Source organism: Enterococcus sp. M190262, assembly GCF_005843965.1.
Classification (GTDB): Bacteria; Bacillota; Bacilli; order Lactobacillales; family Enterococcaceae; genus Enterococcus_D; species Enterococcus_D gallinarum.
This window is the reverse complement of record NZ_CP040462.1, coordinates 38,419-62,186: the sequence shown is the minus strand read 5'-3', so window position 1 is coordinate 62,186 and position 23,768 is coordinate 38,419. Positions and strand designations below refer to the sequence as shown.

The following is a 23,768-nucleotide window of genomic DNA, read 5'->3' as shown; positions in this document are numbered from 1 at the left end:
GTTTTATTATAGATAAAATAAAATGGAAAGGAAGCGATTCTTGTGGAGACAAGAACGAAAAAGAGTTGGTTAAAAGCCGCTGCGCTTCTGGTATTTTCTCAGTTCTGCTTTTTGACCGGGACGTTTCAAGCACAAGCAGAAGAAACGACACCCAGTCAACCAGCGGTAGAAACAGCTGTCGCAGCTCCCGCTGAAGCCGTTGAAGTTCAACCGGTAGAAGAAGCAGTTCCAGCGGTAGAAACACCAGCTGAGTCTATGCCAGAGACCGATGCACCGACAACCAACTCAAAAGCAGTCCTTGATCAAACGATGGGGGAAGCGCAAAAACCAGGAGACAGTCCAGCTGTCACGCAACCGGTAGAACCAGAAACAGACAGTTCACAGGAACTTTCAGAAGAAAGTACGTCAAGTATTACACCTTCTTCTGAACCAGCAGAAACAACAGATACGACAGAGGCAACAACAGAAGATAAAGCAGCACCTAAGTTGCCTGCCTTGACGGAACCTTCTGTAGAGAAAGAAACGGATACATCCGCTACTAACACAGAAAAACCAGTAGAACAGCCTGTAGACAATAAGGATACCGAAGAAACGACAGAAGACTCTGTGGTGGTTTCTGATAAGAAAGAAACGACGTTATCGGATAAAGCAGGAGAAGAAACGTCTGTTGTTACTCAACCACGAACAGCCCGTGTTCGTCGTGCCGCAGTTTCCACACGTGCCGCGAATCAAACAGTACATGTCGATCAAAGCTATGGTAGTTCAACGATTGGTTGGAGTCAAAGTAACGGAAATAAAGAACTTGGTTATTATGCAAAACGTGATGATCAAGGAAATATGTTGTGGTGTATTGAACCTGGTGTTCCATTAAATTGGGGTGCTAATGGAGGCTTTACTACGAGCACTTCGAATAATGCGAAACATAAACAAGCAGCGTTAGCGGTTTATTGGGGTTGGGAAAAACAAAAATCTGTTGTTAATGCTTTTTATACAGAAAAACTGGTTCAAGAAATAGTTGCGGGAGTTACTACTTCTAACATTACTGATTTAGCAGGACAAGCCAGTCAAGCAGGTTATGAGGCATTCAAAAAAGCTGTAATGGCAAAAGTAAATGCTTTTTCTAAAAAGCCATCTTTTCATAATGAAACGAAGACAGTAAAAATTGGCGAAACACTAACGTTAAAAGATTTGAATAATGTGTTGTCTTATTACAAGGTTTATAGTAATTCAGCGGATGTCACAGTAAAGATAGAAGGAAATACGTTAAAGATTACTCCGAAAGCTTCTAGTAAACTAAAAGGAAATATTCGTTTTCAATATGATATTGCATCTTCTTACCAAGGTGCGACAATTGTTTATACAGCACCAGGATTACAAGATGTGATTAATGCAAAAGCAGGAGATCCTAATAATGCTGTTTTAAACCTAAACGTCCTTAAACAAGGAAACCTTGAAATTTTGAAAATCGATGCAAAAACAAAGAAACCTTTAGCGAATGCGGAAATCAAAGTCACGATCAATGGCAAAGACCAAACTGTGAAAACAGATAAAAATGGGAAAGCAACGATCAAAAATGTAACGCATGGCACAAAAGGAACTGTTGTCGAAGTCAAAGCGCCAACTGGATACATTTTGAACAAAACAAGCAAAGATTTTACAATCGAAGCGAATAAAACAATCAAAGTGACCCTTGAAAACAAAGAACAATTAGGGATTGCGAAACTCTTCAAAGAAGATGCAGAAACTGGAAACAACGCACAAGGTGCTGCGACCTTAGAAGGCGCAGTCTATGGACTTTATCAAGCGGATGGTAAAAAAATCAAATCTGTTACGTTGAAAAATATCAATGGGAAAGTCCAAGCGGAAGTGAAAGATCTGAAACTTTCTTCTTACTATTGGTTAGAAGAAAAAGCTCCAGTTGGCTACAACCTTAATACGAATAAAATCCACTTTGAGTTAGTTTATGGTGGACAAGATAAAGAAACCGTCACAAAAGAAGTCACTGCTAAAGACCAAGTGATCAAAGGAACGATTGAAGGGGTCAAGGTCGGCAATAAAGACTTTGTGGACGCAAATGATCCTGACAATAAACCAAAGTTAGAAGGTATTGAAATTTCATTGACCTCAAAAACAACGGGAAAAGTCGTAAAAGCGGTATTGACTGACAAAGACGGTTACTTTACCTTCGGTAAAAATTCCGTTGTTTTTGATACCTATATTGTTTCTGAAACGAAAGGCAAGGAAGGATACAAATTATTTGATCCGTTCGAAGTAACGATTTCCAAACAAGGCCAAACCTTCCGCTATGTCTTAGAAGATAAGGTAATCGAACAACGCATTAAAGTGGTTAAAGTCGATCAAGAAACAGGAAAAACGATTGCTTTAGCTAATACGGAATTCAAAATCTTTGATACCTTAGCCAACAAGTATGTCACCTTTTCGATTCCAAATGATACCGAAGTAACAGATATTTTCCGGACAAATGACAAAGGATACCTTGTTACGAACGCTACGTTTACGTATGGAGTAAATCGTTATCGGTTAGAAGAAATCAACGCACCAAAAAATTATTTGTTAAACAAAACACCGTTGGTGTTCTCGATTACCGATGATACAGAACCAATCAAAGTGATCAATTTTGCGAACCGTCAAGCACGGAAAAACGTGAAATTGTTCAAGTATGAAGAATGGAACAAGAAGAAAACACCGCTTGCGGGTGTGACGTTTACTTTGTATAACGGAGAAGGAAAAGCAGTTGGTGAATACACCACCGGTACTAACGGTGAGCTTGTGGTCAAAGGCTTAGTAGCTGGGAACTATTATTTCTTTGAAAAAGCACCATTAGAAAGCTTCCAACCAAATAAAGACAAACAAGCATTCACTGTCTCATTCAAACAAAATGCACCAGATGATGGCGAAACCTTGTTAGTTTCTGTACGTAACTATTTGATTCCACCAACACTTGAAACACAAGCGTCGAATAAAGAAGACGGGAAAAAAGTCATTGATCCACTTGAAAAAGTAGTAATCAAAGACAGTGTTTCTTATACGAACTTGTTTGTTGGGAAAGAATACACGATTTCAGGGGTATTGATGAACAAGGCAACCAATGCGCCGATCTTACAAGATGGTAAAGAAATCAGAAAAACTTTGACCTTTATTGCAGACAAAGCCAACGGCACGAAAGACCTGGAATTTGTGGTCAATGCCAGCGTCTTAAAAGGGCAAACGATCGTTGTCTTTGAAAAACTCTTCCGTGATGGCATTGAAGTTGCAGCACACGAAGATATTACGGATGAAAATCAAAGTGTCCGGGTAAACAATCCAACAGTCCATACCACAGCTATCTTTGAAGACGGGTTGACGGTCGCAGACCCAACGGGGCTGTTTACCTTAAACGATATCGTTGAAATTACCGAGATCCTTCCAGGAAAATCGTACTTGGTCAAAGGAATCTTAATGGACAAAGCAACCGGTGAAGTCTTACTTGTTCATGATCAACCGGTAGAAAGTGCGGTTGGATTTATTGCCAAAGCAGAAAATGAAACGGTGATCGTGCCATTTACTTTTGATCTAACCGGCTTAAATGGTCGTGAAATCGTTGTGTTTGAAAGTCTCTTCAGAAATGACGAAGAGCTGGCAAACCACAAAGATATCAATGACAAAGGTCAAACCGTTCGAGTAACGAACCCAAGTGTTCGCACGACGGCTACGCATAAATCAACAGGATTAAAAGTAGTTAATCCATTAACGAAAGTGACTATTACAGACGCTGTGAAATATCACGACTTAATCGTTGGAAAAACATATACAGTAAACGGTATTCTAATGGATAAATCAACGAAAAAACCAGTATTAGTAGACGACAAAGAAATCACAAGTACGTTGACGTTTGTGGCAGAAACAACGGATGGTACAGTCAATCTAGACTTTGTGTTGAACGCACGTGGGTTACAAGGCAAAGAAGTGGTGGTCTTTGAAGATCTGTTTAGAGACGGCGTATTATTAACCTCTCACGCAGATATTACCGACAAAGATCAAACAATAAAAATTGTCAATCCAACCATTACCACAAAAGCCACCAATGAAAATGGCGGAAAAGAGATTTTGGCCTTGCCAAATCAAAAAGTAGTTGAATGGGCAAAGGTAAGTGGTCTAGCAATCGGTCAGTTGTACAAATTGATTGTCCAAGGTTACTTAACGCCAGATGGCACGCCATTTGAAGGCACCCATGCCGAAAAAATCTTTACGGCAGACAAAGAAACCATGGAATTCTTGTTTGAATTTTTGGTAGATGGTCGCAATCTTGCCGGAAAAGGGTTGAGTTTTGCGGAATGGCTGCAAGCGAAAACAGAAGATGACAAAGAACCGTTTGAAGAAGTCGCACGTCACAACGTGGATCTAACGAATAAAGATCAAACGGTTCAAATTGTAGAAGCACCAAAGCCCCCACAACCAATGAAACCAGAACAACCAGTCAAAGAAGCCTCTATGATGCCAACGTTGCCAAAAACAGGCTCTGAAGACAATGTGTTATGGATCATGATTGGAATGATCTTTGTCCTTGCGGCAGGATTGATAGGTTATGACTTATACAAAGTCAAAGACTAGGTAGGATGAACAAACGGTTAGAAATTCTAGCCGTTTGTTTGGTTTTAGAGAGAAGGAAGGGATGGATGAGAGAAGAAAAAAATTTTTTGTTTTTGTATGATTTCATTTAATGTATAATTAAGTAGATTGATTTTCATCAGATCCGTTCACTCTGAGAGGATAGTGTTATGAAAAAAAACACAACAGATTTAAAAAAATGCCTCATGTATTTTTCTCGTCAAAGTAGAGAAGAGAGGGCTTATCATAAGTATACTAATGATAAATTAATGTTGGAAAAACTTTCAATCAATCGGTTAAAGTTTCAACTAATAACACTAAAAACAAAGTACGAATACAAAAGAAATGTATGTGCTATTTTTTTAGGTACAATTTTATTAACTATATTGACGGGGACATGGGGAACTGTTTTTGATTTAACAAGAAAAATTATAGAATATGCTGTTGGAAAAGCAAATGTTGATCCACTGCTTGTTAAAGGATGGACATTAATCATTCTGATATTCTTTATCACAGCAACATTCCTGATTTTTATCACAGCATTAAGTTTTATGAGAACCTTATATCAATTACACGAAGAAATACTTATGGTGGAAGATGTATTAAAAGCTAAAAAAGAAGACAGAAAGTAGTACAATTATGGATGTTAACAAAATAGTAAAATTGCTAATACCTATCAGTATTTATGAAGTATTTGTAGTTATTTTCTTGATTAAGTTAAACGAGTTAAACGCTTATTTATTAAAAGAATATTCGAATGCTTTTTTTATGGAATTGCTACAGTACAATGGTTGGGAACCTTTGGAATATTTTGGTATGACAGTAGTTCTTGGAGCTATTGGCATAATAGGAATTGTATTTTGTTGGAACATATTAAAAAATAGCTACGTTGACGTAGAGGAAATGTTAGCTTGTATTCTGTCTATATTTTTTTTTGTGGTAACTATAATTCTCTTAGTGAAATTTATCAGTATTCCCATTTTAAAAGCAGTATTTTTAGCAACTATTGCTTTAGTAGGTGGGGCATACTCATTTAGTAAAAAATAAAAGTTTTGAAGACATTTATTTTTAAATTTTTTTGTTTTCAACCAATTATTTTCACAAAACAGAAGATGACCAAGAAATGTTTGAAGAAGTCACAATCTGGATCTAACAAATAAAGATTGAACGGTTTAAATTGTGGCAGCACCAAAAATGAAACAATCAGTGAAAGCAGCTTCTGTTGCGCCGATGTTGCCAAAACCAAGGACTGAAGACAATACGTTATGAATCATTATTGGCATGATCAAGAAAGAGTAAGAGAGTTGGTTATTAGACTACTCACAACATTCTAAAAACCGAAAGGAGGAAAGCTCCTTATCGCTTATTCTTCTGTAAGAGACAGCACAAATCATAGATGTGCTGTCTTTTTTTATAATTAAAAATGAACAAGGAAAAGATTTCCTTGTTCATTGTGTTTGTGTGGCCAATGCTTTTTGACTTAGTACATCCAATACTTCTACTGAAGCTCTTGCAGCGGAAGTGACGGAAAACTGAATGAGTAAATCAACGATTTTTTCAACGGTTGCGGCTTCGTCTAGCGTAAACTCTTTGTCAGGAAATAATGAAATTAAATATTCCACTAAAGTATCACGCATAGCATCATGTTCAGCGCCGTGATTTCGCTCAATCGCTTTTTCTACAATGTGATTGAGTTCTTGTACTGTTAGGGATAGCTGCATGTTACCTCCTCCTTTCTTTATTTAGAATAATTATAACAAAGAAAAAGGAGGTGAAAGAAAAAATTTAAGGGGGTGAATCGGGATGTTTTCTTGTAGTGATTGTTATACGGCAGAGGAATTACTCGAGGCCATTCGAATGTATCAAGAAGAACGTGATTGGGCAGATTCGCTTACGTTGTCATGGGAGTATGAACCCATTGCACCTTCTGTAATTCAAGCAATCGAAGAAGCGGGCTATTTTTGTGAAGCACATTTTGATGCACTTCATAACATTTCTTATTACAAGTGTTACTTTGTTCCTGTACCAGAAAAGCAACGAGTGTGTAACCAACAACGAATCAAGAAACAAGAAGAACAGCGCAAGAAGGAACGACGAAGGGATATTCTAGAAACGTCGTTTACGCTCTTTGTCCTTCTTTTTGTTTGTATAGTGGGATATGTTTTATGTGTTTAGAACAACGAGATGAGTGGAAATACGCTATATTTTTCGATTTCAGGCGTTTCAAGTCATCGATGAAGAATCAAAAAAGTTTTAAAATATTGAAATTAGCGATTGTACATTGTGACAAAGCATGATGATCATCAATACGTTAATAATAGTATTGATTTTCTATAAAGGGAGGAGGAAACGGAAAAAATGAAGCAAAAAGAGCGATCGAAAATAGCGCTTCTTCGATCTCTTTGCCAAAAGAAACCAGAGTTAATGATTTGTGAGTTAGCTGAATTAATCGAAGCGCCAATAGAAAAAACGTTTTTTTGGATCAAAGAGTATAATCTGCCTTATCATTGGAAACTAAATTGTTTGACCGGATAAGTTTTTATCGGATATAGAAGACTTATAATCAGTAAATACCGCTTCTTATAGGCCCTCAGTTGCTTTTTAAGAGGTTTTACTTGATCGATGGAAGTTCCATCGAAAACTATTTTAAAAGCTTGAGAAATGAGAATCTCGAGTTTTTTTGTCTTTTAAATTGAAGAATAGGGAGGAACTTCAATGAATGAACCTTTAGAAAAAGATCGTGTTTTACATTTATCACTTGGATTGGATGTTTTACTAAACTATAACGAGGAAGGGACCAAAATCACAACTATCCAATTATCAAAAAGCCGACTTGGCGAGTTGATTCGTAATCGTATTGTTACGCGCACTAGTATTATGCGGATTCAAAAAATCGGGTTGATTATCGGATGTAACACAAATATTGAGATCAATGTGGACGATTTGATTGGCTTTAAGGGCGACAATCCGATTGTATTGAATATTGATCATGATCAAACGGAACAGACGTATGAAGGAAAAGACATTTTTCAAATGTCGCATTTTGTATTTGTCGTGTCGGAAGAACAAGATCTTCGACCGTCTCAAATCAAACAGCTTTATCATATCAATAAAAAATACCAAAACTATTTAGATGAACAGGAAGCCGCAAAAAAAGCAAGAAAACGAAAAGTAGCGATTAGAAAAAGTGTAATCGCCCATAAAAAATAATAAAATGGAGGATTAAGTAATGAGATATTTATTAGGTATTTTGGGTATTATTTTGTTTGTTGGTTTAGTTTTTGGAAGTGTTTATTTTTCTATCTTTGATCCCAATATGAATCTAATGGTAGCAGGACTTGTGGTCGCTATTGTGATTTTGGTGGCAGTCTGGAAAGTAAAAAAGAAAAAAAATCGATTTTGAGGTGATTATTTATGGCCGGACTTACGTTAGATCTTACTTCTGCTAAAAAGAAAGAGATCCAAAAGACGGTAAAGGACTTAATGAGAAAAAAAGGATTAGATTACGAGGATTGGTTAGCACAGCAAGAATTAAACTATTTACTTGATAACATTGCTGATGCAATCACACCAAAAACAAATTATGCAAATAAAAGAGGAGAATGACAATGTTAAAAACAACTTTTTATTTAGTAGTAGCCGCAACTTCTAATCCCGGGCAAATGGGTAAAAAAATCTTCGATGATGTGAAAAGCTGGTTACTTTTAGCAGCAGCAGGATTCGCAACAGTACAATTCATTTTAGCAATGTTTGCTTACATGTCAAAAAACCCTCAGAAACATGCAGAGGGGCAGGAACACGCATTTCGAGCATGTCTTGGTCTAGTTGGCTGCTTTTGCGCAGGAACGATCATTGCTTATTTACAAGGCCAAGCTTCAAGCTGGAGTGCTTCACATGCAATTATTGAAACGCTCTTATTACGGGGATAACTGTATGATTACTTCCGTTTCAAACCTTTAGTCCTTAGAATTGGAGGTGATGACAATGATTAAAATAAAATTTGAGAAAAAATATGGTTTTCGAAAAAAGCCTTATTCTTTAGTAGAAGGTCTAGAAGTTCTAGCAGATTTGGACGCGGACTTTAATAAAAGAGATCAAAACGAAGAAGTATACATGGAGCTGTTTGATACAAAGGATAAAGACTTTGGTTATAAAGGATACTTTGAGCTTGGGTTGGGAAATGGGGATTCTTTTTTAGAATGGCTAGAAAAGACATTGATGAACGAATTTCCGAATAGCAGCACAGAAATTCAAGAAATGATTGATCTTCTTACAGAAGAAATTGCTCAACAAGCACTATCTGCTAAAGAAATACCTATAAAATCAAATAAACCACGAAAACGATCACCCTGGATTATTAGTGGGGTGATCATTTTTATATTGCTATTAGGTGGAGTAGGGGCATATTTTCTAATGGGTAATCAGATATTTCCTATAACGAGTGCAGTAGAGACCAAAGAAACGTTTAGGGAAGATCTCCAGTTGTTGGTACCAAAGGAATTAGCGGCTAAATATCCTGATCAGCTAGAGGAGATAGCTGAATACTATAAGGACAATCAGAATTGGGACAAATTGAAAATGTTACAAGAGACACACCCTACTGCTAGCGGTGCATTTGATCTAGCTTTTTATGAACGCGATTGGGATACGGTGATTCAAACAGATGTAACCACACTGACTGAAGAGAGAAAAATTATGCTTTGTTTTGCATATATTGAGAAAAATATGATTTCTGAAGCCGAACTTTTAGCAAAAAAATTAGACTCAGACCAGTTGAATGAAGCTCTTGACTATGCCTATCTACACCAGATTGGAAGTTTGATCAAAGAGAAGAAATTGAGTGATGTTGAAGATATCGGCAAAAAGATACAGTCTGCTGCTCTTCAAAAAGAGTATCAAGAGTCGGTAGACAGTGCGCATATCATGAATGACATGATTGACTTATATCAAAAGCAAAAAGATACAAAAAATAAAGAAATGTGGGAACGTCGCCTAAATGACCTAGGATCAGCTCTAGAAGAAAGGGGATTAACTAAGTGAGTGAAGAGGAAAAGCAAAACAGATATAGTCGCAAAGCAATAAAAAAGGTAAATAGAAAGGTCCTCATTGGAACAGCAGCTACACTTTTATTAGGTGGAACAGCTTTTGGTTTAACTAAATTGAATCAAGATAGTAGTGTCACACCTATGCATCAAATGAAATCAACAACAGAATCCACAAAAGAGAATAAGAACTCAATAATCAGTCCCAAAGAGTCTCAGAAGATATCAGGAGACACAAAGAAACAAACAGATAAAGTACCTTCCGTTCTGGAACAATTTGGTATTATTCGTTCTGAGATAACGAATGAAGGAAATTATGTTGCGGCGGCACAGTTGAAGCCAGAAGAACTGTCAGTTGCTGCAACTGCACTAAAGAAATCAATTGATAAAGAGACTGAACTAGCTGATAAAGTAAAGGATCCTGTGGCAATTCAAGATAGTCCAACGGATACGCCACTTGCTCCGCCAATTAGTAGTGTGGATCCAGTGACGCCAAGTGAAACGCCCACAACTCCTGAACTCCCGCCTGTCGTTGTTGATCCAGTACCCGTATGGGTTGGACCTAAGATTTATTCAAATAACCAATCACTGGTCATTCAACAAAATGGTGCATTTCAAGCTAGTGACTATTTTTATGTCGTTGCTGGATCTCAAGCTGATCCAGTAATTACTACTACGGAAATTGATACAAGTGTTGCAGGAACTCAGACCTTGACTATCACGGCCATAGATACTCAAGGTTATTCTGATACAGTATCCATTCCAATATATGTGAATAGTCGGCCAACCCTCTCATTATCTACTAAAGAAACAACAATTCCAATTGGATCAACGATCGACCTTGCAACGTACGTGACAGCTGAAGATCTAGAAGACGGTGTATTATCTTCAAAAGTAACATATACAACGAATTTAGATACTTCTGTCGAAGGAATCTATTCAGTTCATTATACAGTGGAAGATGCTTATGGAGCAGCTGCTACTGCTTCCATGAAAGTCAAAGTTGAGAATGAAGCGCCATCCATTTCAAAAGTGAATATGACGATACCGGTCTTTTCATCATTTGACCCTGACGCCTATTTGAGCCAAGTGGTCGTCAAGGACAGAGAGGATCAAAATGTGAAGTTAACCTACAACGAAACTGAAATGGCTGCGGTTGATCCTACAAAGCCTGGTGGCTATGAAGTCTCTTTTACAGCGACAGATTCCTATGGAAAGAGTACCACTGTGGTAGGGAAAATCACTGTAGAGAATACACCACCGAAGATCGTTGGTGTTTCTAACAAAACAATTTATCAGGGAGAATCATTTGATCCTTTAGAAGGTATCAGCGTCATAGATAACGAAGAAGTGCTCGATTTGTCTCAAGTTGTAGTAAGTGGGGAATATGATTTGTCTACACCTGGTGAATACACGATCGTCTTATCGGTTTCTGATTCTTTTATAGAAACAACTGAATCAATTATTTTGACGGTTCTTCCAACAAAAGACGAATTAGATCCTGATCAACCAGTAGAAGAAACAATATTAGAGGAAAATTCGACGGATACAAATTCAGAAGAAGGAACTGCTTTGGAAGAAGCGCCAAAAGGAGAATCTGTAGGCGAAGAAAATATCTCGGATGAAGAACAATCTACAAATCAAATAATGCAGGAAGGGAATGCAGACAAAAAAATGGTGGAAACTATCAATGAATAAAAAAGAGAGAGAAAGTATCTCTCTTTTTTTTGATAGAGGTGTATCACTTTTATCAAAGATGAAACTGAAAGGAAATGTGCTATGAAAGAAGATCTATTGAAATTAAAAGAAGACGTTTCAAGGAAAGGATTCTGGCTCATTCAGTTACTAAATATGGTAAATATACTGAAATATATTGCTTTAGTATTTATGAGAGCTGCTTGTTGGAAAATTTTGATCAACCTTTTTTTCTCAGACATGCAACTTCCAAGTGAGACGAAAATCCAATTTTTACTATTATTTCAATCACTCTGGTTCGCTTTGATCCCAATGCAAATATGTAGTTCTGCTATTAGAAATAGGCTAAAGTGGCCAGATTCAGGAAGCAGTTGTGTCGTATTTGTGATGTTATCAGGTTTTAATGCAGGTTCTTATACAGATACCAATTTGAGTTCCCTCATAGAGCAATATTTGCCTATCTTCGTTTCAGCTGCTATTTTTTCGCTAATTGTCCGCTATTTGGTTAAGTGGGTTTTTGAAAAAAGTGTGACACCTGACATGAAGAAAGATCACTCAATTAGTTGGCATGCAGATAGTTGGATAAATCCTTATTTAGATCCAATCGTCGCAAGTTATAAGCATCGATTCTCAAAGCCCGATCGTATTGAAGTGGAGTTCGGTCTTCGATATTCGTTTTGTAAGTTTTCGGTTGGTATGTTCGCTGCTGTTCCTTTGGAGTAGAGGAGGGAAATTATGGCGATTGCACCAGGCAATATCCGGCGTGCTGCAACATTGGACCCACTTCGACAACAACGACTTGGAGAAATATTATCCAACTCCACTGATAAGACATTTACTGATTTTGTTCAAAAGTGGATCGATCAAGAATATGTATTGTTCACCCAATGGAACAAGAAAATCAAGTAAAGGAGGAAAGATAATTTTATAAGGAGTGTGAAGAAAAGATTGATTGTAAAGGAAAAACTGCAAATATGTATTATAAAGGACGGGAAAATAAGTCGAAAAGTTCCGGAAGATTTTGAGCGTATATTTTTGCAGCACTATATGAAATCTAATGGCTGGACAGTATCAGGAGCTGCTTTTGCAGGGTGTAATGACATTATTATCTGGCGAAAAGAAGAAGAAAATAAAGGATTTCAGGATTTATTACCAAGAAGTGGAATAAACCCTGAAATCCTTTCGCTTATTGAAAATACTAATCTGTGGCTCGATATAAAGGTTTCAGTCGTTGTGAAAACGAATGTTCAATACCTTATTAGATAAATTACTGAAAGGAGGATAATAAAACTGCAAAATTTATAGTATCTGAAGTGAATAAAATAAATAGAGAAAAGAGGAAAATTTAAAATGGAAATTGTTCAGCTTATTGAAGTGGAAGGGAACATTTTGACTTTTGAAGATGATCAAGGACGAAAAATCGTCTTTCCAGTTGATAAAAAGTTAGCTGAAGAGTACAAAAAAAATCTTAGTGATCAAGCCGAAGACCAGGAACCCTTTCTTTTTGAACGGTCTCAAATGGAATTATTGCGGAGGTAAGTGGGATGGTATACAAGAAGAAACAATATAAAAAGCGTAGTACCAAAGAAATCCAAGAGGAAGTAAACAATTTAGTTACTAAAGGTCTGGAAGCAATCAAGCAATATAGTGTAGATCCAAAAGATCAATTGGAATTGCTTCAGTTTATGAGTAGCTTCCACAACTATTCCATTAGAAATCAGTCACTTATTTTGGCACAGTTTCCTGGTGCTTATGCAGTTGGCGGGTATGTAACATTTAAAAATATGGGCTTTCCACCAATTGAAAAATCAAAAATTCGTATTCTGCGGCCAAACTTTTTCAAACTATTTAAAGATACACGTGGTGAAAATCGAATGGTCTCAAGTGCTACACCAGAAGAAAAAACACTCATTGCAGCTGGGAAATTGGAAAGTTGGGAGGTGAAGCATTTTAAACCGGAAAGTGTCTTTGATATTTCTCAAACTACTGCACGTCCGGAAGACTATCCGAAGTTGTTTCCTAATCGGAGAGTCGAGTTTTCGGTAGAAAGTGATCATGTCATTAACCAATTAGAATCCGCCTTGTTTGCTATGGGAGAGAAGTTTGGGGTTCCAATAAATAATGAAAATACGTCTATTTTTGGTACAAGAGAGCTTGGATCAGCCAAAGGGCACTTTGCTAGAGACAACATTGGAAACAAGGAAATCGTCCTAAATTCGCGGACAACGAAAAGTGAACGGATTGCTGTATTGATTCATGAACTAGCTCATGCCACCCTTCATGATCCTACGAATCTGGATGGCTCTTACTGGACCACACAAAATTTGAAACCGAAAGATCTTTCTTTGAAAGAGCTACAGGCTGAAATGGTTTCATATGTAGTGAGCTATGAGTATGGTATTGATACGTCAGAACAAGCGATACCCTATATTGCAAGTTGGACAAGACATTTGGCAGCCTTAGAAGAAAGTGGCCCAGATGCGCAATTTCACCTATTAGAGGATGTTCAAAAAGTGAGTCACTCATTTATTCAATTTCTAGATACGCACCTAGAGCAGCAGCGGTCCGCCGAAAAGGAAAAAGTGATTACTGAAGAAAAGGTACAGGCTTTTTGTCAGAAGTATCATATTCAAGAAAATGACGTGTTTACTCGAGAGAAAATAGTATCTTTCATACGGGAAGAACCAGAATTGACTGAAAATCAACTGTTTGCGGCTCTTCATTCGCACCAAAATGATACGTTATTTGAATGGGCGTACGAGAATCAGAAGCCGGCGGAGACCATTACGCATTATCTAGAAGAACAACAATTGAATCTACGGAAAAAAGTTTATAGTGGCCACGCTTTTTATCAAGTAGATGAAACGATTGAATTACTATTAGAAAAGCGCAATGAGTACGAACAATTTGAGTTGATCCTTCTCAATGAGGTGGGCGAGTGTGAAACCTATAGCTTTCCTTCGGAACAAGACGTTTTTCAGAAGCTCAAATCACTTATGGCTTATCCAATCAATGCTTTAAGTGAACGAAAAGTTGACTTGTGGAATGCTAAAAAAGAACGAAAGCACCAGCAGGCATTGATCCATGACCAGGTCATGCGAGAAACCTATCTTGAAGAAACAGGTCGTGAAATGTAATGAAGGAATTCAGAGAAGAAAAAAATACGATTTTCTTGACGAAACTGAAGCGTTGGTTTGAAAAGGTCGATAAGAAAGAACTTCGGTGGAAACTCGGTGTAGCGGTTTTTATTGTCTGTACCTTGATAGCAAATATCATAAGTTCCTTGTTGTTCAATTTATCAAACAATTTGTTAAATGGAAATCCTTTGTCAAATCCATTTGGTCTTCACATGATTCGTTATCCATTCATATATTTAGTGGTTTATCTCTTAGGGATAGGTTTTTTTTATTACCTTTTTTTACAAATTAAGATTAATTATGAGTCATTAGAAGAAGGGGACCAGGCAACCGGACGTTTTACAACTTTAGATGAATTGATTCAACAATACAAACAAGTTCCAATAAAAGGACGAACTCCTGAAGAAACTTATCCTGGAGAGAGTGGAACAATCGTAGCTAGACACAAAGACAGTCTGTTTATTGATACAGATCCAGCACATAATTACACGCTTGGTCGATCCAGATCTGCTAAGGGGGAAACGAAAGTAATTCCGGACATGGATGTTTACTCTCGATCAGAAGAGAAACCCCATTTGATTTATGCTTCAGGAAAATATGAATTGGCTGTTGCAGCAATCGCAAAAGGAACATTCAAAAGAAGGGGCTACGAGACACACATTCTCAACCTTATTGATATGAAACGATCCTTTCAGTACAATCCTCTAGATCTTGTTAAAGATGCTTATATGAAAGGTGATATCGATGAAGCGATTGAGCTTTGTAAAACCTTCAGTTATCCGCTTTACCATAATGAAGAAGCGAGAGAGCCAGTATGGGAGGAAACGGCAATGGCTCTTGTAAATGCTGTCATTCTAGCACTTTGTCATGAGTTCATTACGAAAAGTGACGATCCGAAAAAAACAGAAAAATATATTTCACTGTATGCAGTGTCCAATATGTTGGTAGAACTTGGTGATGTAGATGAAAATGGCGATACATTATTGGATAAATATTTTGCCAACTTACCGGCTGGGAATCCCGCGAAACTTGAATACTCCACTGTATTGTATGCAAAAGGACAAATGCGTGCTTCTATTTTCGCTTCAACACAGGCAAAACTTCGACAATTTACAGCGCCGCAAGTGGCAAAATTGATGGCACGATCTACTTTTGATTTTCGTAAGTTGACCAAAGATGAGTCTCCAATCGATATGACGAAAAAAATCGTTGTTCGGGGGTATGTGGATACTCAGACTGAAGGGGAATATACGTTAACATATGAGATTACGAATGATTTTGATGAAAAAGTCCACGTAGAGAGAATGGTCAAAGTTGGGAAAGGACTTGTATACCAGTCTTTGCCTAATGAGGATCCCTATTTTTCTGGAGTGGAACATATTGAAATGCCGCCAGGTGCAAATTTCGATCCAAGAGCAGGTGTTACATGTATTTATAGATACAAACCACAAGCGGTTTTCTTAGTTTTACCTGACTATATTCAAACCAATTACATTATCGCTAGTACATGGATTTCGCAAATGTATCATGTCGCTAGTGACTTTGCCTCTTCGTTATTATCCGGGAAATTGTTAAAACGAATTCGAGTTCCTTTGGACGAATTTGGAAATCTACCAGGTTTTTCTAATATTGGTTCGATGCTGTCAGTTGGGGCTGGACGTGGGATTCTGTTTGATTTTTATGTACAGCACCCGAATCAGCTGACGACTCGATACAACGAAAAAGTTGGAGAATTCATACAAGATGAGGCCATGAACAAATTTTATCTTTTGAGTGGTTCAAAGAAAGCAAGAGAAGATTTTTCTTCTATTTTGGGTAATCAGGAGGTGACGGTAAAAAGCCGCTCAGGAGGCGTTTTTGATTTGAATAAACAAATTACGGAAAGTGTTCAAACGAGACCGTTGGTATCTCCAGATGAATTAGGACGTCTTCAAGAAGGAGAAGTCATTGTGGAACGTTCGATACACCGACAGGATTTAAACGGAAATAAGGTTCGACCATACCCCATTTTCAATAGAGGCGAGGACGGCTCTTTACTTTATGCGCATACTTACTTGAAGGATCAGTTTGATCCGCAGGAAAGTATTGAATACTTAGATTTACCATTTGTACCGAATTTACCTTTAGAAACGTATTCGAAAGAGTTTGTTGCACGAATTAAAAATCCGCTTGCCAAACAAGAACAAATGAGTATAGAAAGCAGAAAAGAAGAGGAGTTGAGACAGCTAATGGCTAAACCAGAAGCAGTATTAGACAATGAATATAAGGATGTAGAAAAAGCTGGAGTAGCAGCGAATCTGAATGAGATCCAGGGGGCTTATGTAGAAGGTGAGCGTAAGACATTGATAGAGGTCTATGGACCAGAAAACACGACTATTATTTATGATCAAATGATCGCGTCATATCCTGAGTTGACAGAAGAAATTGATCAACTGGAATTTTACGAGGACTATGAAAAGTTCCTCTTCAAAAAAGAACATGAAGCCTGCCTGTTAAGAATTCAAGGATTGGGCCTTGGTCTGTTTACAAAGAAAGAAACAGAGTAGAGGTATCTTATGGAAACAATTGACTATTTATTGGACTATGAGAAATATCTCAAGGTCTCGAGTTTTCTTTGGAATATTTTTCGATGGATAGGTTGGGGAATTATTTTCCTGTTCAAGGTGTTGTTAGAAGGGCTTGAAAAAATCTCGAGCAATGTGTTTAAGCTAGTGGATTTCCTTTCCTATGATGGTGTAAAGAAGTTTGTAAATGACAATATTTTCCTGGCTTATGCGATTGGAACAGTCTGTTTAATTGTTTTCTTTTTACGCTATATGAGTAATAAGAATTCTTCTATGAAGAGTCTATTCAATAATCTATTACTCTTTGTAGGGGTGATTATATTATGTCTTAGTTTGACCTCAACGATCACAAACAAAGTGTTTGGGGTAGCTAAAGCAATCAATCAAGAAAATACTACGGCAGCCGCAACAATTCTAAATGAAAATATCTATGATATAACTTCAATCGATGCGAATGATTGGAATGGGGTAGAAAAGGTTCGTCATGTATCCTATAAATCGTCTCAATATACGTTTTTTGATATCACTAAAACGATTGATCCCGGCAAGTTTGAGTTTTCATCTGATAAATCAAAGGAGATTCTATCCAATCGAATCGATTTTGATAGTCAAGGGAAATACAAACTTGTAAAGCTGGATACCGGTATGTTTACTATTGAAAAAGAATACTATTACCGCTATTCCTGGAACTTCTGGACCATTTTCTTCACATTAGTAATGATGATAGCTGTCACGCTGTTTACGGCATTTAAGTATTTGCAATCTCTATACAATATAGGCTATAACGGAGTGATCATGCCATTTTTTGCAGGTAGTGATTTTACAAGTGGTAGCAAAATACAAAAGATTATGATGAGTACGTTGAATATTTGGGTCAACGTACTTCTTTTTTCCGTCTCTTTGAAAGTTTATCGGCTATTTATTGGTTATATATCTGAAGCGTCTATCGATAATGTTTCGAAGTTAGTGTTTCAGTTAGTCCTAACTGTTTTCTTATTTGAAGGCCCCTGGATCATTCAAGAGCTTACAGGAATTGATGGAGGAATTAAGTCTTCTGTAGGGCAAGCATTGGCATTAGGGGGTGCTTTATTCTATGGAGGCAAAGGAGCAAAGGCTTTGGCTAACAAAGCGAAAGATGCAGGTGGAAAAGTAAAACATGCGTCTAAGTTTTTAGCTGGTTTGGCGGATGGGGTTACAGACGTAGAAGGATTAAAGAAAAAAATGCAGCTAAAAGATACGAAGCCTACTGAAAATCAAGCAAGCCCAGATATTCCGACTCTTTCTGAAGAAGAAAAAGAAGCTTTTGCGAAAGAAATTAAGGAAAATCAAAAAGACACAAAATTAGATAAGGACAAAACACAACTTCAAGATCCATTAAATCATTCAAATGATGAGGAAACAACTGCTAACAGCTCGATGACAAATGATGCTCCTGACTTGGCAATCAAAAATGGAGACAAAACAGAATTAGAGAAAGACTCGAATTCACCACTTGAAAAAGCTAAATCAGAAGATCCAGCAAAAGAAGAAATACCAAAAGCAGAAGCAGATATTGTTCGACCAGCAGGTAATGATACGGAGATTCCGGATGAATTGAAGTCGATTATGGCACAAAGACCGATCGGAGATACAGATAATAGTGAACCGAAAGGAAATTCTGTATCACTGAAAGATCGTGTTCAAGCAACTGAAAACGCAAATGAATCGTTCGCAAACGTGTTGAAACAAGGTAACCACGGTAAGCTAACCGGACAAGTGAAGCCAGAATTGCCTTCTCAATCGCTTAAGGAAACTCTTTCTAGTGATCCGACCCGATCCAGCGTCGGACAGTCAAAAGGAGCTTTTTCTATATCTTTACCGAATTCTGTTATGCAAGCCAAGAAGCAATTGCAAATGCAGCAGCAAGCAGGAAACGTTCTATCTCACTCTCTCCCACAGAATGTTATTCCAAATGGCCAAGTGAGTTCAGCTGCCATAGTAGGGAAGCAAGCTGGGAAGGTACTTTCTGATCATGCAAAACATGGACAGAACCCACTTCAGGCGACGAAACCGCAAGTGATCGCTGCCAAGCAAACGCTCGGAACAGCTGCAATGGTCGGTTCTGTTCTACAAAGACCATCTACAAGCCGCCAAGAGCTGGCTGGACATATTTTAGGGACAAGACCTGTAATGCGGCCTAGTATCCAGGTACCCGCGTCTATCACTCAAAGTAGTCCTGTTCAAACGTTAAAACAAGATATCGCCAAATTTAATGAACCAGTTACGGATAAAACACTTGTAGACGTAGTTGCTGATAGGCAAATCAAAAAAGCAAAAAATAAGGCTACAAAGCAGCAATCTTACATGTCAGCGAAGCAAATAGGAAAGAATACAGGAGAGCAGCTGCGTAAAGAGGTTGGCAACAGTCCTTTGCGACGATTTTTTAGTTCCTCGAAACAGAAGAAAGAGTAGGTGAGAGAATGAGAGAATTGAGAAACGTTGAAAGCATTCGTCCTAAGAAAGAACTATTTTTTAGTTACTCAATTGTTGATCTATTACTTATTTTTTTAGTGACTGGAATGGCATATTTAATCAGAGGGATCGTATATGATCCCTTTGAGTATGTTTTTGTTGGCTTTACTGCCGCCAATTGCATTTTTCTTTTGAAAGAACCAAAATCTAATCCAAAAAAAAAGCATGTTAATGTCATGCTCTTAAGTGTATTAAGAGTGTTTAGGAAATCTAATGCCCCTATTCGGTCCATTGATCTATATGAGTATGGAAAGAGGAGAAATGAATGAAATTTGATACAACTAAAGTGGAACCAGCAAATAAACATAAAAAGGTGAAAAAAAAATCGAGGGCAACTTTTCAGTTTCATATCCCCAAGAAGAAAAATCAAACGCCTCAACAAGTATTGCAGCAGGAGCTGAGTCAAGACGAGCTAAAAGATATCGGCAAACGGAAAAAAATGTTACGGAAGATGACAGAGATCCATCCGATAAGAGGATGGGGATCTGAACCGACAGAAAATTTTATTCGTTACACTAGAGGTTATTTTGAAGTAGTAAAGATGAGAGGTCACAACTTATTTGGAATGAAAGAAGAACAGTTTTTTAAGATTATGGAATCGTATGCTGCCCTCTCCAGTCTATATGAGCCCCCCTTTAAATTGATCTCGATCCATTCTCCTGTGGATACTACTATGCAGCAAGGCTATTTTCGACGAACATTTCAAAGAGCGTCTGAAAATTTTCAAAAAGATATCCTACAGACAAAATATGAGGAACTTGCTTCAATCGCAAAGTACCGTCAAATGGAAGATTACTTTATTTTTATCTTTGGCTATGATGAAAAGATTCTACGGGAAAATTTAGAAGACTTCTATAAATGCGCAGGTGTTCTTCAGTTGGAAAAGCTGAACCGAGAAGATAAAGTTCAATTACTTTTTCGAATGAACAATCCTACAAAAAAATTGGCACCAGCACCAATTAAAAATTTAGAAATTACAGATAAACGAGTATTAGATTCGGGGATCGATCCGGAACTATTGTATCGAATTCAACCATTAGGAAATTCCAAATTCACTGAAACAGCCATGCGTACGGATCAGTGTTGGCAAGCATGCCTACACGCTTTTAAACTTCAACCAGAGCCAGATTACCTTTGGATGTCGCCCTTAACTAAAATAAAGGACAAGATTTTGATGGTTGACGTCGCCACACAATCGGATGATTCTTTGCGACAAGATATTCAAAAAACACTTGTCCACTTAAAAGGGACGTATCAAAAAACAAATGATGACACAGAAAAAGAAATGATTCAAGAAGAATATACACGTTTGATCAGCCTTTCCAAAGATATTCGGAAAAAGAGAGAAATCATGAAATATGTGTCAATCCGTTTGTATCTCTACGCGGATACACAAAAAGAGCTGGAAAAGCGGATAAAAGAAACGCAGAAAAAGCTTGAGAAAGAAGAATTCGGATTTACTTGCTTTACTTTAGAACAAGAATACGAATGGCAGTCTCTTTTTCTGGATTATTTCTCTCAAACAATGCTGCCTAATCGACGTTCTGGATTAGATATAGCAACAAACGAGTTTGGTGCGAGTTATCCAGCCAATCAAGTTTATTTATCGGATGCTCGTGGTCAATACATTGGTGTTTCAAATACCGGCGGTCATATCTTTCTTGATGTATGGGAGTACTTAATGGATCAGAACCGTACCTTCTACAATATTTTAATTACTGGTCTTATGGGGAATGGGAAAACAACCCTAATGAAGAAAATAATGGACGACAATATCGGTCGAGGTTATCTGGTTCGGGGATTTGATAAATCTGGTGAATTTACTCGCTTGATCAGGAAGAGAAAGGGTGAAATTATCCGTCTTGATGGTCAAGATGGCCGTATCAACATTTTAGAAGTGATTGCATTAGCAGTGAATGATGAGACGCTAGAAGTAAGCGAACAATCCTCATTTATGATGCACTTGTCTAAATTAGGTACCTGGTATTCAATCTTGAAACCGAGTGCGCCAATCGAAGAACTAGATATGTTTGACTCGATTATTATTGAGCTATATAGAAAAACCGGATTATCAGATAAGGATGGTCATGTAACCAAGATTACAGGGTTACCTTCTGAACGCTACCCTATTCTTTCCGATGTGATCAGTGTGATTGATGATCGATACAAAAATTCGAAATATGAACAGGAAAGAGATCACCTTTATAATATTCAATCTACACTGACAATGCTATTGCAAAAAACAAATACGCTTTTTGATGGACCAACGACGATTCCGGACATTTCCGATCAACAGGTCCTCTTTTTTAATATTGACGGTCTGTCAAACTTTGAGCAGCGCTTTGTTAATGCTCAATTATTTAACGCGTTTAATCTATTTAGTGCAACACTCTTTAATAATGGCCGAAGGGAACACAGAAGATATCAAAGAGGTGAGATTTCTTTTGAAGAGATTCGCAGGGGAATGTTCTTTATGGCTGAGTCCCACAATCTGATTAATCAAAACAATCCTCGAATGGTTTCATTCTTTAACACCTATGCTAGAGAAGCGAGAAAGCGATATGCTGGATTATGTCTAGATACGCAAAGTGTACGCTCACTTGTATCCACTACCAAAGATAGCACCAGCACAAATGATGATGAAGCAAAGGATATCTACGATTTTATGAACTATCGTTTTTTCTTCCAACCTGGTGACGGAGAAAGCGAGAATCTGAGTGAAGAAAACGGTGGTGTCTTAACAGCTGAGCAAGCAACAAGATTAAATAAATTTATTCCAGGACAGGCGTTGCTTCGAATTGGAAAATCAGATGCTTATGAGTTATTTGTCTACGCTTCAGAAGAAGAATTGGATCTTTACGATGGAGGTGGGCGCAAAGGTGGAGACATATGATTACTAAAAATATCAAGAAGCGATTAATCAAGTGGGTACTTGTATTTGTCGCTTCGAACATTTTCCTAATCGGTTCTTTAGTTATTGTCACAGCACTTATTGTTGGTGTTGTTTCTACCGTTAATGATAGTCAGTCAAATTGTATTTCAAACACGATCGATGTATCTGAAGGGAATGATTCAGCAGTTCCAAGTTCTATTGAAGAGTTTGTAAGAGGTCATGCGGAAGCGTATATGCTTTCATGGAAAGCCGGAGGCTTTTTGCCTTCGGCTAGTATTGCTCAAACTATGGTCGAAAATGGGTTCAACTTTACAAATCCTGCAGGAACTTCGTTTTGGCAAGCACACAATATGGGTGGTGTGAAAACGTCTAAACTGAGTGACTTTCCAATTACATTGGCTACCTTTGGAAAAGATTCGGTGGATATTACTGGCACGAAACCTGGAACAAATGTTGGAGATAATACAGGAGGGGCATATACCTGGTTTAAAAATTATGATGTGGGTATTGTTGGCAAAGCAGAGTTCATGGCACACCAAACCCTATATACTAGTGCGATCAATAATACCGATGGAATTAGTACGCTTACTGCAATTTATAATGGCGGTTGGGCGACTGATCCTACGTATTTAATGAAACTGCAGAGTGCCTATAAAAATTTAGGGACTAAGTTTCAATGGTTAGATCAAGAAGCTATTAGTAAGTATGGACCAGCACCGTATGAAAAGAAAAATCTTTCTCCAGGTTTAGATATTGATTTCTCGAAAGATGACTCGACGACTTCAGAAGATGGCTGTCCGGTATCTTCCGCAGATACAAGCGATCAGATCGTAGGTCAAAACTCAGCCCCTATTTTAGAAGTTCCGGCTGAGTATCAAGGAAAGTTAACCTTACCGGATCCAGACAATCACAATTATTCAGGAAACAATTATCCTTACGGACAATGTACCTGGGGTGCCTATAATCGAATGGCGCAAATCGGAAAACCAATTGAATGGTTTTCAGGTGACGGTGGTAATGGCGGATCGTGGGCAGCGTCTGCAAAAGCCAGAGGATACACTGTCGTAAAAGGTAAACCACAAGTTGGTTGGGCAGTTAGTTTTCCTGGAGGAGTCGCAGGATCAACACCGCCATACGGCCATATTGCAGTCGTAGAATACGTGAATAAAGACGGCAGTATTCTGATCAGTGAAACGAATGTAATCAATCCTGGTTCAGGAACTCGTTCTTGGCGAGTGATCAGCAAAGGAACAGTTGATCAAGTTGAATTTATTCAAGGAGGAAAGCATTAGAATGGAGAAGAAACGAATCTCTATGG

22 protein-coding genes are annotated in these 23,768 nt (G+C 37.8%); 21 read left to right on the top strand and 1 reads right to left on the bottom strand.

Annotated elements, in window-relative coordinates; all coding sequences use genetic code 11:
• The first annotated feature begins 42 nt into the window (after positions 1 to 42).
• The 3 genes from FE005_RS16920 (at position 43) to FE005_RS15990 (ending at position 5,655) form a co-directional block, all read left to right on the top strand.
• Positions 43 to 4,611 (top strand): VaFE repeat-containing surface-anchored protein, encoded by a 4,569-nt coding sequence (locus FE005_RS16920; protein ID WP_175413584.1) that lies wholly within the window; start codon positions 43 to 45, stop codon positions 4,609 to 4,611.
• A gap of 167 nt (positions 4,612 to 4,778) precedes the next feature.
• The gene (locus FE005_RS15995) at positions 4,779 to 5,240 is read left to right on the top strand and encodes a hypothetical protein (RefSeq protein WP_103301247.1); all 462 of its coding nucleotides are present in this window, start codon (positions 4,779 to 4,781) and stop codon (positions 5,238 to 5,240) included.
• Positions 5,241 to 5,247: 7 nt separating this feature from the next.
• Positions 5,248 to 5,655, top strand: coding sequence for a hypothetical protein (locus tag FE005_RS15990; protein ID WP_103301246.1), 408 nt, complete (start codon positions 5,248 to 5,250; stop codon positions 5,653 to 5,655).
• Positions 5,656 to 6,056: 401 nt separating this feature from the next.
• Here FE005_RS15990 and FE005_RS15985 read toward each other — a convergent pair whose 3' ends face one another.
• The gene (locus FE005_RS15985; protein WP_103301245.1) at positions 6,057 to 6,329 is read right to left on the bottom strand and encodes a hypothetical protein; all 273 of its coding nucleotides are present in this window, start codon (positions 6,327 to 6,329) and stop codon (positions 6,057 to 6,059) included.
• 82 nt (positions 6,330 to 6,411) lie between these two features.
• On the opposite strand from FE005_RS15985, the gene FE005_RS15980 reads away from it, so the two are divergent.
• The 18 genes from FE005_RS15980 to FE005_RS15910 all read left to right on the top strand — a co-directional run bounded on the left by FE005_RS15980 (position 6,412) and on the right by FE005_RS15910 (position 23,742).
• Positions 6,412 to 6,783: a hypothetical protein gene (locus FE005_RS15980; RefSeq protein ID WP_103301244.1), complete on the top strand. Its 372-nt coding sequence runs from the start codon at positions 6,412 to 6,414 to the stop codon at positions 6,781 to 6,783.
• A gap of 183 nt (positions 6,784 to 6,966) precedes the next feature.
• The gene (locus FE005_RS16915) at positions 6,967 to 7,143 is read left to right on the top strand and encodes a hypothetical protein (RefSeq protein ID WP_167757192.1); all 177 of its coding nucleotides are present in this window, start codon (positions 6,967 to 6,969) and stop codon (positions 7,141 to 7,143) included.
• Positions 7,144 to 7,323: 180 nt separating this feature from the next.
• Positions 7,324 to 7,818: a hypothetical protein gene (locus FE005_RS15975; RefSeq protein ID WP_138372266.1), complete on the top strand. Its 495-nt coding sequence runs from the start codon at positions 7,324 to 7,326 to the stop codon at positions 7,816 to 7,818.
• Between the two features lie 19 nt (positions 7,819 to 7,837).
• Positions 7,838 to 8,011, top strand: coding sequence for a hypothetical protein (locus FE005_RS16910; protein ID WP_175413583.1), 174 nt, complete (start codon positions 7,838 to 7,840; stop codon positions 8,009 to 8,011).
• An 11-nt stretch (positions 8,012 to 8,022) separates the two neighbouring features.
• Entirely contained in the window at positions 8,023 to 8,214 is a 192-nt protein-coding gene (locus FE005_RS15970; protein ID WP_103301242.1) for a hypothetical protein, read from the top strand.
• 2 nt (positions 8,215 to 8,216) lie between these two features.
• On the top strand, positions 8,217 to 8,537 hold the full coding sequence (locus FE005_RS15965) for a hypothetical protein (RefSeq protein WP_254697015.1): 321 nt from the start codon (positions 8,217 to 8,219) through the stop codon (positions 8,535 to 8,537).
• 55 nt (positions 8,538 to 8,592) lie between these two features.
• Complete coding sequence (locus tag FE005_RS15960; protein ID WP_138372264.1) at positions 8,593 to 9,648, top strand: hypothetical protein; 1,056 nt, start codon at positions 8,593 to 8,595, stop codon at positions 9,646 to 9,648.
• Entirely contained in the window at positions 9,645 to 11,348 is a 1,704-nt protein-coding gene (locus tag FE005_RS15955) for an immunoglobulin-like domain-containing protein (RefSeq protein WP_138372263.1), read from the top strand. The genes FE005_RS15960 and FE005_RS15955 overlap by 4 nt, the downstream gene beginning before the upstream one ends.
• Positions 11,349 to 11,429: 81 nt before the next feature.
• Positions 11,430 to 12,068, top strand: a complete 639-nt coding sequence (locus FE005_RS15950) for a hypothetical protein (protein WP_138372262.1) — start codon at positions 11,430 to 11,432, stop codon at positions 12,066 to 12,068.
• A 12-nt stretch (positions 12,069 to 12,080) separates the two neighbouring features.
• Positions 12,081 to 12,254 carry a hypothetical protein gene (locus tag FE005_RS16905; RefSeq protein ID WP_167757190.1) on the top strand — a complete coding sequence of 58 codons (174 nt, stop codon included), beginning with the start codon at positions 12,081 to 12,083 and terminating at the stop codon, positions 12,252 to 12,254.
• 39 nt (positions 12,255 to 12,293) lie between these two features.
• Positions 12,294 to 12,611 carry a hypothetical protein gene (locus FE005_RS15945; protein ID WP_175413582.1) on the top strand — a complete coding sequence of 106 codons (318 nt, stop codon included), beginning with the start codon at positions 12,294 to 12,296 and terminating at the stop codon, positions 12,609 to 12,611.
• Between the two features lie 84 nt (positions 12,612 to 12,695).
• Positions 12,696 to 12,884 (top strand): hypothetical protein, encoded by a 189-nt coding sequence (locus tag FE005_RS15940; RefSeq protein WP_138372260.1) that lies wholly within the window; start codon positions 12,696 to 12,698, stop codon positions 12,882 to 12,884.
• 5 nt (positions 12,885 to 12,889) lie between these two features.
• Complete coding sequence (locus FE005_RS15935) at positions 12,890 to 14,482, top strand: ImmA/IrrE family metallo-endopeptidase (RefSeq protein WP_138372259.1); 1,593 nt, start codon at positions 12,890 to 12,892, stop codon at positions 14,480 to 14,482.
• Positions 14,482 to 17,028, top strand: a complete 2,547-nt coding sequence (locus tag FE005_RS15930; protein ID WP_138372258.1) for a VirD4-like conjugal transfer protein, CD1115 family — start codon at positions 14,482 to 14,484, stop codon at positions 17,026 to 17,028. Before FE005_RS15935 ends, FE005_RS15930 begins: the two co-directional genes overlap by 1 nt.
• 9 nt (positions 17,029 to 17,037) lie before the next feature.
• Positions 17,038 to 19,497 (top strand): pLS20_p028 family conjugation system transmembrane protein, encoded by a 2,460-nt coding sequence (locus tag FE005_RS15925; protein WP_138372257.1) that lies wholly within the window; start codon positions 17,038 to 17,040, stop codon positions 19,495 to 19,497.
• 8 nt (positions 19,498 to 19,505) lie between these two features.
• Entirely contained in the window at positions 19,506 to 19,826 is a 321-nt protein-coding gene (locus FE005_RS15920; protein WP_138372256.1) for a DUF5592 family protein, read from the top strand.
• Positions 19,823 to 22,450: a hypothetical protein gene (locus FE005_RS15915; protein ID WP_138372255.1), complete on the top strand. Its 2,628-nt coding sequence runs from the start codon at positions 19,823 to 19,825 to the stop codon at positions 22,448 to 22,450. The genes FE005_RS15920 and FE005_RS15915 overlap by 4 nt, the downstream gene beginning before the upstream one ends.
• Positions 22,447 to 23,742 (top strand): CHAP domain-containing protein, encoded by a 1,296-nt coding sequence (locus FE005_RS15910; RefSeq protein WP_138372254.1) that lies wholly within the window; start codon positions 22,447 to 22,449, stop codon positions 23,740 to 23,742. Before FE005_RS15915 ends, FE005_RS15910 begins: the two co-directional genes overlap by 4 nt.
• Positions 23,743 to 23,768: the final 26 nt, after the last annotated feature.

Excerpts from the sequence above, each read along its gene's own strand:
- FE005_RS15970 (WP_103301242.1), top strand. The coding sequence starts at position 8,023 with ATGGCCGGACTTACGTTAGATCTTACTTCTGCTAAAAAGAAAGAGATC.
- FE005_RS15920 (WP_138372256.1), top strand. The coding sequence starts at position 19,506 with ATGAGAGAATTGAGAAACGTTGAAAGCATTCGTCCTAAGAAAGAACTA.
- FE005_RS15940 (WP_138372260.1), top strand. The coding sequence starts at position 12,696 with ATGGAAATTGTTCAGCTTATTGAAGTGGAAGGGAACATTTTGACTTTT.
- FE005_RS15985 (WP_103301245.1), bottom strand. The coding sequence starts at position 6,329 with ATGCAGCTATCCCTAACAGTACAAGAACTCAATCACATTGTAGAAAAA.
- FE005_RS15930 (WP_138372258.1), top strand. The coding sequence starts at position 14,482 with ATGAAGGAATTCAGAGAAGAAAAAAATACGATTTTCTTGACGAAACTG.
- FE005_RS15990 (WP_103301246.1), top strand. The coding sequence starts at position 5,248 with ATGGATGTTAACAAAATAGTAAAATTGCTAATACCTATCAGTATTTAT.
- FE005_RS15980 (WP_103301244.1), top strand. The coding sequence starts at position 6,412 with ATGTTTTCTTGTAGTGATTGTTATACGGCAGAGGAATTACTCGAGGCC.
- FE005_RS15935 (WP_138372259.1), top strand. The coding sequence starts at position 12,890 with ATGGTATACAAGAAGAAACAATATAAAAAGCGTAGTACCAAAGAAATC.
- FE005_RS15950 (WP_138372262.1), top strand. The coding sequence starts at position 11,430 with ATGAAAGAAGATCTATTGAAATTAAAAGAAGACGTTTCAAGGAAAGGA.
- FE005_RS15915 (WP_138372255.1), top strand. The coding sequence starts at position 19,823 with ATGAAATTTGATACAACTAAAGTGGAACCAGCAAATAAACATAAAAAG.
- FE005_RS16915 (WP_167757192.1), top strand. The coding sequence starts at position 6,967 with ATGAAGCAAAAAGAGCGATCGAAAATAGCGCTTCTTCGATCTCTTTGC.
- FE005_RS15925 (WP_138372257.1), top strand. The coding sequence starts at position 17,038 with ATGGAAACAATTGACTATTTATTGGACTATGAGAAATATCTCAAGGTC.
- FE005_RS15960 (WP_138372264.1), top strand. The coding sequence starts at position 8,593 with ATGATTAAAATAAAATTTGAGAAAAAATATGGTTTTCGAAAAAAGCCT.
- FE005_RS15975 (WP_138372266.1), top strand. The coding sequence starts at position 7,324 with ATGAATGAACCTTTAGAAAAAGATCGTGTTTTACATTTATCACTTGGA.
- FE005_RS16905 (WP_167757190.1), top strand. The coding sequence starts at position 12,081 with ATGGCGATTGCACCAGGCAATATCCGGCGTGCTGCAACATTGGACCCA.
- FE005_RS15995 (WP_103301247.1), top strand. The coding sequence starts at position 4,779 with ATGAAAAAAAACACAACAGATTTAAAAAAATGCCTCATGTATTTTTCT.
- FE005_RS16910 (WP_175413583.1), top strand. The coding sequence starts at position 7,838 with ATGAGATATTTATTAGGTATTTTGGGTATTATTTTGTTTGTTGGTTTA.
- FE005_RS15965 (WP_254697015.1), top strand. The coding sequence starts at position 8,217 with ATGTTAAAAACAACTTTTTATTTAGTAGTAGCCGCAACTTCTAATCCC.
- FE005_RS15910 (WP_138372254.1), top strand. The coding sequence starts at position 22,447 with ATGATTACTAAAAATATCAAGAAGCGATTAATCAAGTGGGTACTTGTA.